This is a genomic window from Arthrobacter sp. CMU6 (assembly GCF_059090205.1).
This window is the reverse complement of the sequence record NZ_JBNHFL010000004.1, coordinates 198,670-214,415: the sequence shown is the minus strand read 5'-3', so window position 1 is coordinate 214,415 and position 15,746 is coordinate 198,670. Positions and strand designations below refer to the sequence as shown.

The following is a 15,746-nucleotide window of genomic DNA, read 5'->3' as shown; positions in this document are numbered from 1 at the left end:
CAGCACCGAGGCGCTGGCAACAGCACTGCACGAGTACATCCGCTGGTACAACACCGAAAGAATCTCCACGAAGCTCAACGGCTTGAGCCCGATACAACACCGAAGCCAGGCCCTTGCAGCCTAGGCCTTACTAACCAGGTCCAACTATCGGGGACCAGTTCATTTCGTCGTCTGAATCCGGACGCTTCCTCAGGTTTGGCTGAGGCACATCATGCCTGTGGATAACTTCTGCGGTTCGAGCCGGTTTCGAGCAACAATGCCTTATGCAAAGATGTACCGATCTTCCTGTCAGCCTGCTGTCTGCCCCCTTCACGCTGGGATCCGCGAAAGCGTCCGGAGTTCCACCCAGCAGACTGCGACGGGCCGACGTCGCGCATGTAAGTCGTGAACTGTACCGCCCGAGCGGCTGGAGCTTCGAGCTTGAGGGCGCGTCACGCGCGCTGTCTGCGGCATCGCCCGGTGCTTGGATTTCGCATGTCACAGCGGCCCGGATTCGAAGCCAAATTCTGCCCGCACGGCTGGCAGATTCGACCGAATTGCATTTAAGCAAACCGCATTCCCTGCCGGAGGTGCGGCGAAGAGGCGTGATCGGGCACTCGGTGTTGGCGTACGAGGACGAGATCGAAGTCGTCGACGGAATTCGAATAAGCAGCAGGTCCCGCACCTGGCTCGATATGGCGAGACGGCTGTCGGAGGGCGAACTGGTCTGCATGGGCGATGAACTGATTCGCGTTCCCAGAGCGGAATTCGAAGACCGGATCGAGCCGTTCGACACGCTTGATGGGCTGCGTTCCCTCGTCGCCCGCCATCCGAATCTTCAGGGTGTGGTCCGGGCGCGGGCCGCGCTCGAGCGGATGCGCGTCGGAGCGGATTCTGCGCCCGAGTCGCTGCTCCGCCTCGCGATGGAGGACGCAGGCCTGCCGGAGCCTCAGCTGCAGGTGCCACTGCGAGAGGACCAGACCGTCGGGCCGACTGCCGATCTCGGCTACAGGAACCGGCGGCTGGCCATACAGTACGACGGCGGACACCACCTTCTCGAGCCTCAAATCTTCAGCGACAGGCGGCGTGACAAAGCATTCGAGGCTGCTGGGTGGACCGTTGTTGTGTTTGGCAAGGCGGATCTGGCTGATGGCTTCGAGCGGGCCATCCGCCTGATCAAGCGCGCGATGCGAGCGAGCCACCTGGACCATCCTCAGGCGTCCGGATTTGCCGATGCGGTCTGAGGACGCGTTGGGGGTGGTAGCGGCGGGAGGTGAGGACGCGTTGGGGTGGTAGCGGCGGGAGGACGCGTTGGGGGTGAAGCGGCGGGAGGTGAGGACGCGTTGGGGTGGTAGCGGCGGGAGGACGCGTTGGGGGTGAAGCGGCGGGAGGTGAGGAAGGGTTGGGTGGATGCGGCAGGAGGTGAGGACGCGTTGGGGTGGTAGCGGCGGGAGGTGAGGAAGGGTTGGGGTGGTAGCGGCGGGAGGTGAGGAAGGGTTGGGGTGGATGCGGCAGGAGGTGAGGACGCGTTGGGGTGGAAGGTGGCGGGAGGTGAGAGAGGGGCTAGAAGAGGCCAACCGGGTTGCCGAAGTCGTCCACGTCCATCCGCATCGCCGCGGGAACGGCCGGAAGGCCTGGCATGGTCATCACCGCTCCGGTCAGGGCCACGATGAAGCCCGCGCCGGTCTTCGGAATGAGGTCGCGCACATGGATGGTGAAGCCCTTGGGCGCCCCCAGCCGCGAGGCGTCGTCCGTGAACGAGTACTGGGTTTTGGCCATGCAGACAGGCAGTCCGGACCAACCGTTCTTCTCAATATCCGCCAGCCGGCGCAGTGCAGGCACCGAAAAGTCCACGCCGTCGGCGCCGTAGATTTCCTGGACGATGGTGCGGATCTTGTCCTCCACGGACATGTCCAGCGGGTACAGATGCCGGAACGACGACGGGCCGTTCACCGCCGCGGCGACCTTGGCCGCGAGCTCATCGCCGCCGTCGCCGCCCCCGCCCCGCCCCCAGATGTCCGCCACCGCTGCCTGGATGCCCTCGCCGGCACACCAGCCGAGCAGCCAGTCGAGCTCCTCCGGGGTATCGGCGGGGAATTTGTTGATCGCCACCACCGGTGTCACGCCGAACCGCTCCACATTCCGGACATGGCGGCGAAGGTTCACCACACCCGCCGCCGCAGCCTCCACGTTCGGCTCGTTCAGCCGGTCCTTGGGAACCCCGCCTTGCATCTTGAGCGCGCGGACGGTGGCCACCACCACGACGGCGGACGGCGCCACATCAGCGATCCGCGCCTTGATGTCCATGAACTTTTCCGCACCGAGGTCGGCCCCGAATCCCGCTTCCGTCACCACGATGTCTGCCAGCCGCCGGGCGGTTTGCGTGGCGATCAGCGAGTTGCACCCGTGGGCAATGTTCGCGAACGGCCCGCCGTGGACCAGGGCCGGAGTGCCGGCGATGGTCTGGACGAGGTTGGGCTTGATCGCGTCCTTCAGCAGCAGCGTCAGCGCGCCCTGCACGCCGAGGTCCGCAACGGTAACCGGCGCCCGGTCGTGGGTGTAGCCGAAGGTGATCCTGCCCAGCCTGTCCCGCAGGTCGGCAATGTCGGTGGCCAGGCAAAAGACCGCCATGATTTCGGATGCGACGGTGATGTCGAAGCCGTCCTGGCGGGGGACCCCCTGGGTGGGGCCGCCGAGTCCAATGACCATCTCGCGAAGGGAACGGTCGTTCATGTCCAGGACCCGCTTGAACGTCATGCGGCGGGGGTCGATATTCAGTTCGTTGCCCTGGTAGATGTGGTTGTCTACGAGGGCCATGAGGGCATTGTTGGCCGATGTGACGGCATGGAAGTCACCGGTGAAATGCAGGTTGATCTCGTCCATCGGCAGAACCTGGGACAGCCCGCCGCCCGTGGCCCCGCCCTTCATGCCGAGGATGGGGCCCAGCGAGGGCTCCCGCAGCGCGACCATCACCTTGTGGCCCGCCCGCGCCAGCGAATCCGCCAGTCCCACAGTGGTGGTTGATTTCCCTTCCCCGGCGGGCGTGGGCGACATCGCCGAAACCAGGACCACTTTTCCCGCTGGTGCAGGGGCTGACAGCTTCGCGGGGTCGATCTTCGCCTTGTAGCGGCCATAATGCTCCACCGCTGCCGCATCGATGCCCGCGCTTGCTGCGATCTCCTCGATCGGCCGCAGCACCGCCCTGCGGGCAATGTCCAGGTCGCTCAGGGAAGTGCTGCTCGGGCCGGTACCGCTCAGGGGAGTGCTGTCAGACATCATTGTCCTTTCCGGAAGGGTTTAGCCGGTGAGCCGGGACCCGTAAACGGTGGCCATCGGGTGGCGGGAGGCATATTCGTCGACGGCGGCGTGGTAGCTGTCGAGGGTGATGGCGGCGGTGCGCTGCCAGCCGGAGTTTGCGGCGTGGATGGCGGCAGCGGTGCCCATGTTGTGGCGGGTGGTGGGGTCATCATGCAGGGCTTCGAGGGCATCGGCCCAGTCGGCGGCATGGTGGCCGTCCACGAGCAGGCCGGTGCGGCCGTGGCTGACTGCTCGTGTGAGTCCGCCGACGCGGGTGGCGAGGACGGGGGTGCCGCAGGCCTGGGCCTCGAGGGCCACCAGGCCGAAGGATTCGCTGTACGAGGGCATGACGACGACGTCGGCGGCTCGGAACCAGCCGGCAAGGTCGGGTGCGCCGACAGGCGGGTGGTGGGTGACGACGTCGTCCAGTTCGGCGGAGCTGACGAGGGTTTTGAGGTTGAAGTCCTTGGCGCCGCTGAGCGCACCGAGGATGGTGAGCTTGAGGTCGATGTCGGGGCGGCGGCGGCGGAGCAGGGCGGCAGCCTTGAGCAGGATCTGCGGGCCTTTGAGGCGTTGGATCCGGCCGGCGAAAAGCAGGTGGAAAGTGCCGGGAGTGATGCCGTGTGCGGCGCGGGACCGGGCGCGGAACGCAGGCGTGAAGACGGAGAGGTTCACACCTGGGGGTGCGACGTCGATGTGGTCGAAGTCGGCGCCGTAGTGGGAGACGAGTTCAGCGGCCTCGGCGGTGGTGTTGGCAATCAGGCGGGTGGCGCCGTCGACGATTCGGTGTTCGCCGTCCTCGCGGCGCCGGGGTTCGGGTTGTTCGCCGGAGTGCAGGAGGAGGTTTTTGACCTTGGCCATGGTGTGCATGGTGTGCACCAGGGGAACATTCCATAACTGGGACAGTTCGAGGCCGGCGACGCCGGAGACCCAGTAGTGGGAATGGATGAGGTCGTAGCGGCCGTGCGGCTGCTGGCCTCGGACGCGTTCAATTTCGGCGACCATGCTGTGCAGCAGTTCGGGGAGTTCTTCCTTGGGGAGCTTGCGCGGCGGACCGGCCAGGACATTGTGGACGCAGACGCCGGGGTCGGGATGTTCGACGGCGGGCTGCCCGGCAGCGGTGGAGCGGGTAAAGATCTCCACTTCGACGCCGCTTTCGGCCAGGGCGGAGGCAAGGCCGCGGATGTAGACGTTCATGCCGCCGGCGTCCCCGGAACCGGGCTGCTCCATCGGGGAGGTATGCAGTGACAGGAACGCCACACGCTTGATCACAGACACGGGCCTCCCTCCTCTCCGGACTGCTGGAACTTCATCGGGTAAAACACTACTCCTGAACGGTCCGCGCGACGGTGGGGCTGCAGCTGCCGCTGGCGTGGTGTTTCACACGCCAGCAGCGCGGCCAGCGGATGTAGCGCGGCCATGCTAAAACCGCAGCCTGCCCGTCACCGCCCCGTGCCCCGTCACTGGCGCCACAACCGGGCCAACTCCGGGAACGCGCCCTCGTATCCGGTGAGCAACGCATCGGCGAGGTCAGGGGACCCTACCAGCGGGTGTTCCGCGAAGGCTTCCAGCGCTGCATCACGGTCGCCGGTAGAGGCCGCACGGACGGTGAGCAGTTCCACTGTCTTGACCTGCTGCAGCAGGCGGAGTTGCGGTTCGGCGGGCCTGTCCTGCGGGAGCGGCACCGCGCCGTCCGGCGTGACCGTGCAGGGAACTTCGACGACGGCGTCCGGCGGCAGCCCGGGAATAGCGGCCTGGGAGCCGCCCGCCCCGGCAAAGGACTGTCCGGTGGAGTTCGGTGTATTGAGGATCAGCTCGGTAGCAGCCCCCACCCCATCGACGACGGCACCCCCGGCCAGCGCCCGCATCACGGCCAGGGCCACCTGCTCGTAACCGCCGCCGGCCAGATCCTCGGGGTTCCGCGCTTCGCCACCGGTCCTGGCTTCGGCCAGGTAGCCCTCCTCGCGGGACAGCCGCGCCGCCTCCCACACGCCGTACGCTTCGTCCCCGGCGATGGCCAGCCGCGGATACAGCTCCGCCTGCTGGCCGTGGATCGACTCTCCGCGCGTCCTGGCCATGGCCCGCATCCCCGCCGTCGCGCGCGCCGCCTCGTAGTAGTAGAACAGGTACTCGTTCGGCAGCAGCCCCAGATCGCGCAGGAAAGGCTGCGGAAACAGCCTGCCCTCCTCGAAGCTGGCCAGGGCTTCCCGGTCGGTCAGCAGGCCGGGAAGGACATCCCGTCCGCCGCTCTCCAGCCGGTACAGCCAGCCGAGATGGTTCAGCCCGTAGTAGCCCACGCCATCGAGCGTTCCCGCCGGCAGCGGCACCTTGGCCGCCCGGGCGGCGCGGTGCACCAGGGCGCTCGCGGAATCACAGATGCCGATCACCTTTCGGCCCAGCACGGGAGCCAGCGCCTGGGTGACCATCCCCGCCGGATTGGTGAAGTTGATCAGCCAGGCGTCCGGGCAATGCGTCCGCATGTGGGCGGCCAACTCCAGCATCGCCGGAATGGACCGCAACGCATAAGAGATGCCGCCCGCGCCGGTGGTTTCCTGGCCCAGCAGCCCGAGGCCCTGGGCCACCCGTTCGTCGGCAACCCGGCCGGCCGTTCCGCCCGGGCGGATGGCGGCAAACACCATCTCCGTCCCGTCGAGGGCCTGGGGGAGGGACGTCGTGGACGTCACCACGGGTGGGCGCCCGGAGGAACGTCCGACGCCGGAACTTCCGTCCGGAGCGCCGCTCACCTGTGAAGACATGGACCGTAGGACGGCCTCGATTGCCGCCAGGCGGCCGCCGTCGACGTCGTACAGCACCACTTCGGTGACCAGCCCGGCATAGGGCCCGGAACACAGGGCACGGTAAACGAGGGGAACCCGGAATCCGCCGCCGCCGGCGATCATGAGCCGCATGGCAGGAGTTTATGCGCAGCAGCCAACAACTCGGCAGGTCCTGAAGCGCCGGAGGCCAGCCGGACGCGTCCCCACCCCACATCGCGGGGTTTCAACGCCAAGGTACACAGCGTAATGTGCCGAACATGGAGGCGAATCCCGCACGCCGTTTCGACCCGCTTTCGGCCGTCCGTACCCAGGCGGCCGGAGAGTTCGACCTGCTGCTGGCCGGGACCGTCTTTCAGGACATCATCTTCACCGGGCTGCCGCATGCGCCCGAGCCCGGGACCGAAATCTGGAGCGAGGGGATGGGCAGCTGCCCGGGCGGCGTGGCCAACCAGGCCATCGCGGCCGCGCGCCTCGGCCTGCGGACCGGGCTGGCTGCGGCCTTCGGCGACGACGGCTACGGCGACTACAACTGGAAGGTCCTGGACCGGCAGGAGCACGTGGACCTCTCACTCTCCAGACGGATCCAAGGCTGGCACTCGCCGGTGACCGTATCACTGAGCGTGGACCACGACCGCTCCATGGTCACGCACGGGCACCCGGCACCGGTGACCTCCTCCGAGCTGATCGGCAATCCGCCCCGTGCGCTGGCTGCCGTGGCGGACCTCGGCCATGAGCTGGAGCCGTGGGCGCTCGCGGCGCACAAGGAGGGGGTGAAACTGTTCGGCGACGTCGGCTGGGACCCCACCGGCGAATGGGCCCATGCGCGGCTTGCCAACCTGCAGTACTTCCACGCCTTTATGCCCAACCAGCGCGAGGCGATGGCCTTCACCGGCAAGAACGATCCCTGGGCGGCGCTGTACTCCCTGGCGGACCGGGTGCCGGTGGCGGTGGTGACACTGGGCGCGCAGGGTGCCGTGGCAGTGGACTCGGAAACCGGCGAGGAGGAATGGGTGCCCTCGCTGCCGGTGGCCGCCTACGATCCAACCGGTGCCGGGGACTGCTTCGGGGCCGCCTTCATCGTGGGGAGCCTGGCGGGGTGGCCCCTCGGCGACCGGCTCCGGTTCGCCAATCTCTGCGCCGCACTGGCAGTCCAGGAAGTGGGCGGTTCCCTGGCAGCGCCCGGCTGGGGCGACATCGCCGACTGGTGGAAACGCGCCAACGCCCGGCCGGAACGCCGCGGCAGCCAGTGGCTGCGCCGCTACTCCTTCCTCGCCGACATCGTCCGGGATGTTCCGCAGGAAGCCCAGCGGCGCGCGGCGGCCACCATTGCTCACCTCTCGGATGCCTGAGCAGGCGCCGTTTTCCCGGCAATTATTCGGCCTGAACCGCCAGCACTAGAATCAGTAGAGTGATTTATCCAGCAGCAACAGGAGACCGCCCGGCTGTAACGGGCCAGGCCGGGACGCCGCACGGTTACGCCCGAACGGCCCACGAGCGTTCCGCGGTGATCGACCTCGACGCCATCCGGCACAACGTCCGACGGCTGGCCGCGGCCGCTGAACCGGCCAAGGTCATGGCGGTCGTCAAGGCCGACGCCTACGGACACGGCGCCGTGCCGGTGGCCCGCGCGGCCCTTGAGGCAGGCGCAAGCTGGCTGGGCGTCGCGCACATCTCCGAAGCTCTGGCACTGCGCGCGGCGGGCATCGAAGCGCCGCTGCTCGCCTGGCTGCACACCCCGGAAAGCAACTTCGGCGCGGCGGTGGCCGCCGGCGTCGACATCGGGTGCTCCGGCTGGGAGCTGGAACAGATCGTGGCCGCCGCCCGGGAACAGGAACGGCCGGCGCGCGTCCACCTCAAGGTCGACACCGGACTGGGCCGCAACGGCGCCACAGTCGAGGTGTGGGACAGGCTGGTGGGCGAAGCCGTGGAGTACCAGGACCAGGGGCTGCTCCGCGTAGTGGGCATCTTCTCCCACCTCGCCGTGGCCGACGAGCCCGAGCGGCCGGAAACCGATGACCAGCTCGCAGCCTTCCGCGAGGTCCTGGCCATCGCCGAGGACGCCGGCGTGGACCCCGAAGTCCGCCACCTGGCCAACACCCCGGCCACCCTGTCCCGGCCCGACACTCACTTCGACCTGGTCCGCGCGGGGCTGGGAATCTACGGCCTCTCGCCCTTCGAGGGGCAGACCTCCGCGGAACTGGGCCTTCGCCCCGCGATGACCCTGCGCACGGTCGTATCCCACTGCAAGGACGTGCACTCCGGCCAGGGCGTCTCCTACGGTTTCAACTACCACACCTCCGGCGAGAGCACGCTGGGACTCATTCCGCTCGGCTACGCCGACGGCGTTCCCCGCATCGCCACCGGCGGTCCCGTCCGCGTGGAGGGCGTCACCTACCCCGTGGTGGGACGGATAGCGATGGACCAGATGGTCATCGACCTCGGCCTCCTGGACGTTTCCCGCGGCGGGCACAGCGTCCTAGGGGCAGAGGCCGTCCTCTTCGGAGACGGCGCCGACGGCGGCCCCACGGCCGATGACTGGGCCCGCGCCGCCGGCACCAACAACTACGAGATCGTCACCCGCATCAGCCCCCGCGTGCCGCGCACCTACATCAACGAATCACCCGCAACCGAAACGCCGGCGCCGTGAGCCTCCCCGAAACCGGCAACGCTCCGCTGTGGGTGCAGACCCTGACGGTCACGACGGCGGACCAGACCCACGCGTTCGGCGCGGCCCTGGCGGAGGTGCTCCAGGCGGGCGACCTCCTGGTGCTCACGGGCGAACTGGGCGCCGGAAAGACAACATTCACGCAGGGCCTCGGTGAGGGGCTGGGCGTCCGCGAGGGCATCATTTCCCCGACCTTCGTACTGGTGCGCATCCACCCCAACCTCCCCGACGGGCCGCGCCCGGGCGGACCGGATCTGGTGCACGTGGACGCCTACCGGCTGGGATCCGCGTCGGAAATCGACGACATCGACCTGGAGAACACGCTGGACTCTGCCGTGACTGTGGTGGAGTGGGGCCGGGACCGTGTGGAGCACCTGACCGAGAGCCGGCTCGAGGTGGAACTGCACCGCCAGCTGGGCGGCGCCGCCCCCGTGCACCTTCACGCCGGGGATCCAACGGGAACCGGTGATCCTGACGCGCCCCTCCTGGACTTCGAGTCGGAGGACGACGACGAACCCCGCACCATCATCATCCGCGGCTTCGGGCCGCGCTGGGCAGAACAGCCCATCCTGGCCGCGGAAGGAATCTCCTGATGCTCATACTCGCCATTGACACCTCAGCCGTGGCCAGCGCCGCGCTGGTGTCCGACGACGCCCTGGAAGGCGTGGTGGGCAGCTTCTCCACCGAGGACACGAGGAGCCACGCCGAGGTCCTTGCGCCCGGAATCGAGCAGCTGCTGGCAGACGCCGGAGTAACCGGAGCCGCGGTTGACGCGATCGTGGTGGGCGTCGGTCCCGGTCCCTTCACCGGGCTCCGGTCCGGCATCGCGACGGCGCGCACCCTGGCGTTTGTCTGGAACACGCCGCTGCACGGCATGATGAGCCTTGACGCCGTCGCCCTCGAAGTGGCCGAATCCACCGAAGCGCCGGCAGAGTTCCTCGTGGCCACCGACGCCCGGCGCAAAGAGGTCTACTGGGCGCGCTACACCCTGGCCGCGGGCCAGCTGCCAAAGCTCACGGACGGGCCGCACGTGGGCTTCGCCGCGGACCTTCCCGACCTGCCGGCCTACGGCGCGGGCGCAGGGCTCTATCCCGACGACGTGCGGGCGGATCCGGACTTCAGCACCGAACAGCCGGACGCGCTGTACCTGGGGCAATTCGCACTGGCGAGGCTGGCAGCGGGCGAGCAGCTCCTGGACTCCACGCCCCTCTACCTGCGGGAATCCGACGCCCAGGTCCCCGGCCCCCGGAAGCGTGCCCTGTGAACCTGCTGCCCGAACCATCCGGCAACGCGCCCGTCCTGCCCCGCCAGCTGGCCTCGGGCGTAACCGTCCGCGACATGCTTCCCGCCGACATCCCTGCGGTCCACGAGCTGGAAGTGCGGCTGTTCCCGGTGGACGCCTGGCCGCTGCAGATGTTCATGGACGAACTGATGCAGCCGGAGACCCGCAGATATCTCGTGGCGGAGGCGCCGGAGGGCATCGTTGGGTATGCGGGACTCATGTGCGTCGAACCGATCGCCGACGTCCAGACCATCGCGGTCGTCCCGGAATATGAGGGCAGAGGCATCGGCACGGCACTCCTCACCGACCTGATCGCCGAGGGCCGGCGCCGCGGCGCAGCCGACATCCTGCTCGAGGTCCGCGCCGACAATCCGCGCGCCCAGCAGCTGTACACCCGCTTCGGCTTCGAGCAGATCCACGTGCGGAAAAGGTATTACCGCGACGGCGTGGACGCCCTGATCATGCGGCTTCAGCTCGAGGACGTGCTCACCCTGCACAATGAGATCGTGCACCAGGACATCGTGCATGACGCCGAACCGCGGCCCGTGCAGACTGACGAAGCCGGCCGCGCCGGCGAGACCGCGCCTACGGAGGCAGACCAGAAATGAACCGCTCGCAGCCGCTGGTACTGGGCATTGAATCATCGTGCGACGAAACGGGCGTGGGTATCGTCCGCGGGACCGAGCTCCTCACCAATACCGTGTCCTCGTCCATGGAGGAGCACGTGCGATTTGGCGGCGTCATCCCGGAAATCGCCTCGCGCGCCCACCTGGACGCCTTCGTTCCTGCCCTGCAGGCGGCCCTGGCCGAGGCGGACGTGACGCTGGACGAGATCGACGCCATTGCGGTGACCTCCGGACCCGGGCTGGCCGGAGCGCTGATGGTGGGCGTGTGCGCCGCAAAGGCACTCGCCGTCGCCACCGGCAAGCCGCTCTACGCCATCAACCATCTGGTGGCCCACGTGGGCGTCGGCCTGCTGAACCCCCGCAGCAGAACCGGCGGCACCGTCGATGATGGCGCGGACAAGCCAATACTGCCGGACAACCTCGGGGCGCTCCTGGTGTCCGGCGGCCACACCGAGATCCTGCGGATCCGCAGCATCACGGACGACGTCGAGCTCCTCGGTTCCACCATCGACGACGCGGCGGGCGAGGCCTACGACAAGGTCGCCAGGATCCTGGGCCTGGGCTACCCCGGCGGCCCGGCCATTGACCGGCTGGCGCGCGACGGCAACGCCAAGGCCATCCGGTTCCCGCGCGGACTGACGCAGCCCAAATACATGGGCACCGCGGAGGAGCCCGGCCGCCACCGGTACGACTGGTCCTTCAGCGGGCTGAAGACCGCGGTGGCCAGGTGCGTGGAGCAGTTCGAAGCCGCCGGCGATCCGGTGCCGGTGGCGGACATCGCGGCCGCCTTCCAGGAGGCCGTGGTTGATGTCATCACATCCAAGGCGGTCCTGGCCTGCCGCGAGCGTGGCATCACGGACGTGCTGCTGGGCGGAGGAGTGGCCGCCAACTCGCGGCTTCGGCAGCTGACCGAACAGCGCTGCTCCGCCGCCGGGATCACGCTGCACGTTCCGCCGCTGGACCTGTGCACGGACAACGGCGCGATGGTGGCCGCGCTCGGCGCGCAGCTGGTCATGGCCGGCATCGAACCCAGCGGCATACACTTTGCGCCTGACTCGTCCATGCCTGTCACCATGGTTTCCGCGCCAAATGCGTCGCAGAACAGGGCCTTTTCGGCGCTGGGAACGCCTTCAACTGCCACCTAGTTGCGTCGGCGCCTTACGCGGTGGGACCGTTCCGCATCTGCTTCACGAGGTCGAGGACCACGGCCTGGAGGTTTCCGCCGCTTTCGGCAGCCACCCGCCGCTGGCGCTGGTATCCCGCGCCGCGGCTGATGATCTTTTCGACGTCGGCCAGCTCATCCAGGCAGCCCAGCTTCGCGGCGATCGGTTCGAGCCGGTTAAGCGTCTCCAGCAGGTGGTCCGTGACGAGCTGCTCGTTGCCCTCGGCGTCGAGGATGATGATCGCGTCCATGCCGTAACGGGCGGCCCGCCACTTGTTTTCCTGTACGTGCCACGGCGGCATGGTGGGGATGCTGCCGCCGGCGTCGAGGATGGTGGAGAACTCATGCACCAGGCACTGCGTCAGCGCCGCCACGGCCCCCACTTCTTCGAGCGTGGCGAGGCCGTCGCAGATGCGCATCTCGATGGTGCCCAGGGCCGGCACCGGGCGGATGTCCCAGCGGATCTCCGAGATGGTGTCGATCACGCCGGTGGTAAACATGTCCTGGACGTAGGACTCGTACTCTTCCCACGTGGCGAACTGGAATGGCAGTCCAGCCGTGGGCAACTGCTGGAACATGAGGGCGCGCTGCGAGGCGTAGCCGGTGTCCTCGCCGCCCCAGAACGGGCTGGACGCGGACAGGGCCTGGAAATGCGGGAAGTAGTTGACCAGGCCGTCAAGCACGGGGAGGACTTTGTCGCGCCGGTCCAGGCCGACGTGGACGTGCACCCCGTAGATCACCATCTGCCGGCCCCACCACTGGGTGCGGTCGATCAGCTTGGCGTAGCGTTCCTTGTCCGTGACCGGCTGCAGCTGCGGCGGGCTGAACGGGTGGCTGCCGGCGCAGAACACTTCCACGCCCATCGGGTCCGTGACTTCGCGGAGGGCGGCCAGGGAGCGGGCGAGGTCTTCCTTCGCTTCCGCGGCGGTCTCGCAGATGCCGGTGACCAGCTCCACGGTGTTAAGTAGCAGCTCCTGCTTGATGTGGGGGTGTTCGTCATCCTCGTTCAGCTCGGGATGCCGTTCAACCACGCCGCGCAGGACCTCGTTGGCTACTGAGGACAGCTCACCGGTCTGCGCGTCCACCAGGGCGAGTTCCCATTCCACACCAAGAGTTGATTGCCTGGATGAAGCGAAATCAATCTTCATGTGTTCCTCGCTGTCTGCTGGCCTAGTGACGTCTGGTCCGGTTGCCGTCCGTTCCTGGCGAACGGCTGGCAGGGGAACGGTCATCCAAGTCTAGTGCAGGGGTAGCATCGAAGAGATGGCTTGGCTACACAGGGCGCGTGAGAGTGTTCACAAAACGAGCCGCCCCGATACCCCCAGAAAACACTCCGGCATTGCAGGCTCCCGGACTGCGGCAGCGCTTGCGGCGCTGTTCGCCATAGCGTCGTGCACGGCGCCACCGTCACCTGAACCAGGACAAAGTACGACGACGGCGCCCGCGGCTTCCGCTTCCGCTTCCGCCTCACCCAAGGTGCCACAGGCCGCGTCTCCGCAGACAGGCACGCACAGCGCGGCCCCGTCCGCGCCGAAGCCCGCAACGAGGGAAACTGCGGCGCTGGGCTGGGGCCCGCAGCAACGCCATGCCGACACTGCCGCCGCTGCGGTGGCAAAAATGACCCTGGCAGAGAAAGCAGGCCAGGTGATCCTGCCCTTTTACACCGGCCTTGACCATGAAGCCCAAGCCGCCACAGTCGAACGCCTCCACCTTGCCGGTTCCATGATCATGGCCGACAACGTCCCCGGAACTGCCACCGGCCTGGTGGACGTTCCGGCGCTGTCCGGCGTGACGCGGCGGCTGGACAAGGCGTCGCGTTCCGGCGGCCGCACCTGGCCCGGCCTGATCGGGGTCGACCAGGAAGGCGGGGCGGTGAGCCGCGTCGGCGCCCCGCTGACCCGCTGGCCCACCCCCATGAGCTACGGCGCGGCCGGCAGCGTGCCACTGGCCGCAGAGGCCGGGACCGGGCTGGCGGCGGAACTCGCGCCGCTGGGCTTCACCGTGGACTTCGCGCCGGCGGCCGACGTCACCATGGGCCCCGCCGATCCCACCATCGGCGCGCGGTCCATGTCCAGTGACCCCCGTGCCGCGGCATCGCTGAGCGCCGGCTTCGCCAAAGGCATGCTCGCCGGCGGCGTGCTGCCCGCTGTCAAGCACTTTCCCGGTCACGGCTCGGTGACCACCGATTCGCACAAGGGCCTCCCCGTCCAGAACGCCACCCTCGCGCAGCTCAAGGCCCGGGACTGGCAGCCGTTCCAGACCGCGGTCAGGGCGGGAGCGCCAATGATCATGACCGGACACATCGCAGTACGGGCCCTTGACCCGGGCGTGCCCGCGTCCCTCTCGAAGGCAACCTACAAGGCGCTCCGCGGGCTGGGCTTCAAGGGCGTGGCTGTCACGGACGGTTTGAACATGGGCGCTGTGGCGGGCCCCTATCCCCACGGGTCAGCGGCCCCGGCCGCGTTGGCTGCCGGGGCGGACCTGCTGCTGATGCCGGCGGACGCCGCCGCGGCGCATGCCGCCCTCGTCCGGGCCGTCACCGAGGGCAAGCTTCCGCTGGCCCGCCTTGAGGAAGCGGCCCGGCGGGTGGTCACCATGATGCTCTGGCGCGGACGGACCGCGCAGCCGAAGCCCCCGGCGGCGCCGGGGAGCGGCGAGGCACTTTCCGCGAAAATTTCGGCCCGCGCCATCACAGTGGTGGCCGGCCGGTGCACGGGCGCCTCCGTGTACGGCCACGTGCGGGTGGCAGGCGGCACGGCAGCGGACCAGGCCCGTTTTGCCGCTGCGGCGAAGGATGCGGGGATCGCCTTGGGAACAGGCCCGCTGGTCACACTGATCGGCTATGGCGGCGGGCCCGCACAGGGCGACATTGCGGTGGCCCTGGACGCGCCCTGGCCCTTGGCGCAGTCCGCCGCGCCCACCAAGATCGCCCTCTATGGCCGCAGCCCCGGAGCCTACAAGGCGCTGCTGGCCGTCCTGGCCGGCAAGGCCACCGCCCCCGGCAAGCTGCCGGCCGCCGTCGGGCACTACCGCCCCGGCACCGGCTGCAAATAGGCACCGGCAGCAGATAGCAACGGGCTGCAGGTAACACAGGTGGTGCCGCCGTTTAATGGAGGGGTGCCGATACTGAATAAAGACATGACCCTGTGCATCTCCCTCTCGGCCCGGCCGAGCAACAACGGAACCCGCTTCCACAACTACCTGTACGACCAGCTGGGCCTGAACTGGATTTACAAGGCCTTCGCTCCGACGGACCTGGCCCAGGCGATCGCGGGCGTCCGCGGCCTGGGGATCCGGGGCTGCGCCGTCTCCATGCCCTACAAGGAGGACGTGATCGCCCTGGTGGACGCCATGGACCCGTCCGCCAAGGCCATCGACTCCGTCAACACCATCGTCAATGACGGCGGCCGGCTGACGGCGTACAACACGGACTACACGGCAATAGAGCAGCTGCTGCAGCGCAACGCCGTGCCGGCCGAGTCATCGGTGCTGCTTAAGGGCGCCGGCGGCATGGCCAAGGCCACGGCTGCAGCCCTGCGCGACGCTGGGTTCAAGGACGTGACCATCATCGCCCGGAACGAAGCAGCCGGCCGGGCGCTCGCCGATCTCTACGGCTTTGACTGGCGGGCGGAGCTGGGCGCCGGCCCGGGGGCCACTTCGGACATGGTCATCAATGTCACGCCCGTGGGAATGGCCGGGGGACCGGAGGCGGACGCGCTGTCCTTCCCCGCGAAGACCATAGCGGCAGCCAAGGTGGTCTTCGATGTAGTGGCCCTGCCGGCGGAAACGCCGCTCATCAAGGCGGCTCGGGAGGCCGGCAAACAGGTCATCACCGGCGCCGAGGTGGCCACCATCCAGGCGCTGGAGCAGTTTGTGCTGTACACCGGCATCCGGCCCACCGAGGAGCAGGTCCGGGACGCCGAGGCGTTCGTCCGGGCGCAGTAGTATTCACGCCCAG

Annotated in this window: 14 protein-coding genes; 10 read left to right on the top strand and 4 right to left on the bottom strand. The window is 68.4% G+C overall.

Features of this window, described 5'->3' with window-relative positions:
* Both AC5RWD_RS04560 and AC5RWD_RS04555 read left to right on the top strand, forming a co-directional pair.
* Window positions 1-124 (top strand): IS3 family transposase (locus AC5RWD_RS04560; protein WP_494018906.1); only part of this gene is annotated, 124 nt, incomplete at its 5' end.
* A gap of 139 nt (window positions 125-263) precedes the next feature.
* Window positions 264-1,223, top strand: coding sequence for an endonuclease domain-containing protein (locus tag AC5RWD_RS04555; protein ID WP_494018894.1), 960 nt, complete (start codon window positions 264-266; stop codon window positions 1,221-1,223).
* A 319-nt stretch (window positions 1,224-1,542) separates the two neighbouring features.
* Here AC5RWD_RS04555 and AC5RWD_RS04550 read toward each other — a convergent pair whose 3' ends face one another.
* From AC5RWD_RS04550 to AC5RWD_RS04540, 3 genes are all read right to left on the bottom strand, one after another.
* Complete coding sequence (locus AC5RWD_RS04550; RefSeq protein ID WP_494018893.1) at window positions 1,543-3,255, bottom strand: formate--tetrahydrofolate ligase; 1,713 nt, start codon at window positions 3,253-3,255, stop codon at window positions 1,543-1,545.
* Between the two features lie 21 nt (window positions 3,256-3,276).
* On the bottom strand, window positions 3,277-4,554 hold the full coding sequence (gene mshA, locus AC5RWD_RS04545; RefSeq protein ID WP_494018892.1) for a D-inositol-3-phosphate glycosyltransferase: 1,278 nt from the start codon (window positions 4,552-4,554) through the stop codon (window positions 3,277-3,279).
* 182 nt (window positions 4,555-4,736) lie between these two features.
* Complete coding sequence (locus tag AC5RWD_RS04540) at window positions 4,737-6,185, bottom strand: family 4 glycosyl hydrolase (protein WP_494018891.1); 1,449 nt, start codon at window positions 6,183-6,185, stop codon at window positions 4,737-4,739.
* 125 nt (window positions 6,186-6,310) lie between these two features.
* Here AC5RWD_RS04540 and AC5RWD_RS04535 point away from each other — a divergent pair, with 125 nt between their 5' ends.
* From AC5RWD_RS04535 to tsaD, 6 genes are all read left to right on the top strand, one after another.
* Window positions 6,311-7,402: a carbohydrate kinase family protein gene (locus tag AC5RWD_RS04535; protein ID WP_494018890.1), complete on the top strand. Its 1,092-nt coding sequence runs from the start codon at window positions 6,311-6,313 to the stop codon at window positions 7,400-7,402.
* Window positions 7,403-7,461: 59 nt separating this feature from the next.
* Window positions 7,462-8,700 carry an alanine racemase gene (alr, locus tag AC5RWD_RS04530; protein ID WP_494018889.1) on the top strand — a complete coding sequence of 413 codons (1,239 nt, stop codon included), beginning with the start codon at window positions 7,462-7,464 and terminating at the stop codon, window positions 8,698-8,700.
* A complete protein-coding gene (tsaE, locus tag AC5RWD_RS04525) occupies window positions 8,697-9,311 on the top strand; it encodes a tRNA (adenosine(37)-N6)-threonylcarbamoyltransferase complex ATPase subunit type 1 TsaE (RefSeq protein WP_494018888.1) in 615 nt (204 codons plus the stop codon). The genes alr and tsaE overlap by 4 nt, the downstream gene beginning before the upstream one ends.
* On the top strand, window positions 9,311-9,982 hold the full coding sequence (gene tsaB / locus AC5RWD_RS04520) for a tRNA (adenosine(37)-N6)-threonylcarbamoyltransferase complex dimerization subunit type 1 TsaB (protein WP_494018887.1): 672 nt from the start codon (window positions 9,311-9,313) through the stop codon (window positions 9,980-9,982). The genes tsaE and tsaB overlap by 1 nt, the downstream gene beginning before the upstream one ends.
* A gap of 74 nt (window positions 9,983-10,056) precedes the next feature.
* Entirely contained in the window at window positions 10,057-10,608 is a 552-nt protein-coding gene (rimI, locus tag AC5RWD_RS04515) for a ribosomal protein S18-alanine N-acetyltransferase (protein WP_494018905.1), read from the top strand.
* The gene (gene tsaD, locus AC5RWD_RS04510) at window positions 10,605-11,771 is read left to right on the top strand and encodes a tRNA (adenosine(37)-N6)-threonylcarbamoyltransferase complex transferase subunit TsaD (protein WP_494018886.1); all 1,167 of its coding nucleotides are present in this window, start codon (window positions 10,605-10,607) and stop codon (window positions 11,769-11,771) included. The genes rimI and tsaD overlap by 4 nt, the downstream gene beginning before the upstream one ends.
* Before the next feature lie 13 nt (window positions 11,772-11,784).
* Here tsaD and AC5RWD_RS04505 read toward each other — a convergent pair whose 3' ends face one another.
* The gene (locus AC5RWD_RS04505) at window positions 11,785-12,936 is read right to left on the bottom strand and encodes a glutamate--cysteine ligase (RefSeq protein WP_494018885.1); all 1,152 of its coding nucleotides are present in this window, start codon (window positions 12,934-12,936) and stop codon (window positions 11,785-11,787) included.
* A 469-nt stretch (window positions 12,937-13,405) separates the two neighbouring features.
* Here AC5RWD_RS04505 and AC5RWD_RS04500 point away from each other — a divergent pair, with 469 nt between their 5' ends.
* Both AC5RWD_RS04500 and AC5RWD_RS04495 read left to right on the top strand, forming a co-directional pair.
* Window positions 13,406-14,842: a glycoside hydrolase family 3 N-terminal domain-containing protein gene (locus tag AC5RWD_RS04500; protein ID WP_494018884.1), complete on the top strand. Its 1,437-nt coding sequence runs from the start codon at window positions 13,406-13,408 to the stop codon at window positions 14,840-14,842.
* A gap of 63 nt (window positions 14,843-14,905) precedes the next feature.
* Complete coding sequence (locus AC5RWD_RS04495) at window positions 14,906-15,733, top strand: shikimate 5-dehydrogenase (RefSeq protein ID WP_494018883.1); 828 nt, start codon at window positions 14,906-14,908, stop codon at window positions 15,731-15,733.
* Window positions 15,734-15,746: the final 13 nt, after the last annotated feature.

Coding starts and splice junctions, on each gene's coding strand:
- AC5RWD_RS04555 (WP_494018894.1), top strand. CDS start 264: ATGCAAAGATGTACCGATCTTCCTGTCAGCCTGCTGTCTGCCCCCTTC.
- AC5RWD_RS04550 (WP_494018893.1), bottom strand. CDS start 3,255: ATGTCTGACAGCACTCCCCTGAGCGGTACCGGCCCGAGCAGCACTTCC.
- AC5RWD_RS04540 (WP_494018891.1), bottom strand. CDS start 6,185: ATGCGGCTCATGATCGCCGGCGGCGGCGGATTCCGGGTTCCCCTCGTT.
- AC5RWD_RS04535 (WP_494018890.1), top strand. CDS start 6,311: ATGGAGGCGAATCCCGCACGCCGTTTCGACCCGCTTTCGGCCGTCCGT.
- tsaB (WP_494018887.1), top strand. CDS start 9,311: ATGCTCATACTCGCCATTGACACCTCAGCCGTGGCCAGCGCCGCGCTG.
- rimI (WP_494018905.1), top strand. CDS start 10,057: ATGCTTCCCGCCGACATCCCTGCGGTCCACGAGCTGGAAGTGCGGCTG.
- tsaD (WP_494018886.1), top strand. CDS start 10,605: ATGAACCGCTCGCAGCCGCTGGTACTGGGCATTGAATCATCGTGCGAC.
- AC5RWD_RS04505 (WP_494018885.1), bottom strand. CDS start 12,936: ATGAAGATTGATTTCGCTTCATCCAGGCAATCAACTCTTGGTGTGGAA.
- AC5RWD_RS04500 (WP_494018884.1), top strand. CDS start 13,406: ATGACCCTGGCAGAGAAAGCAGGCCAGGTGATCCTGCCCTTTTACACC.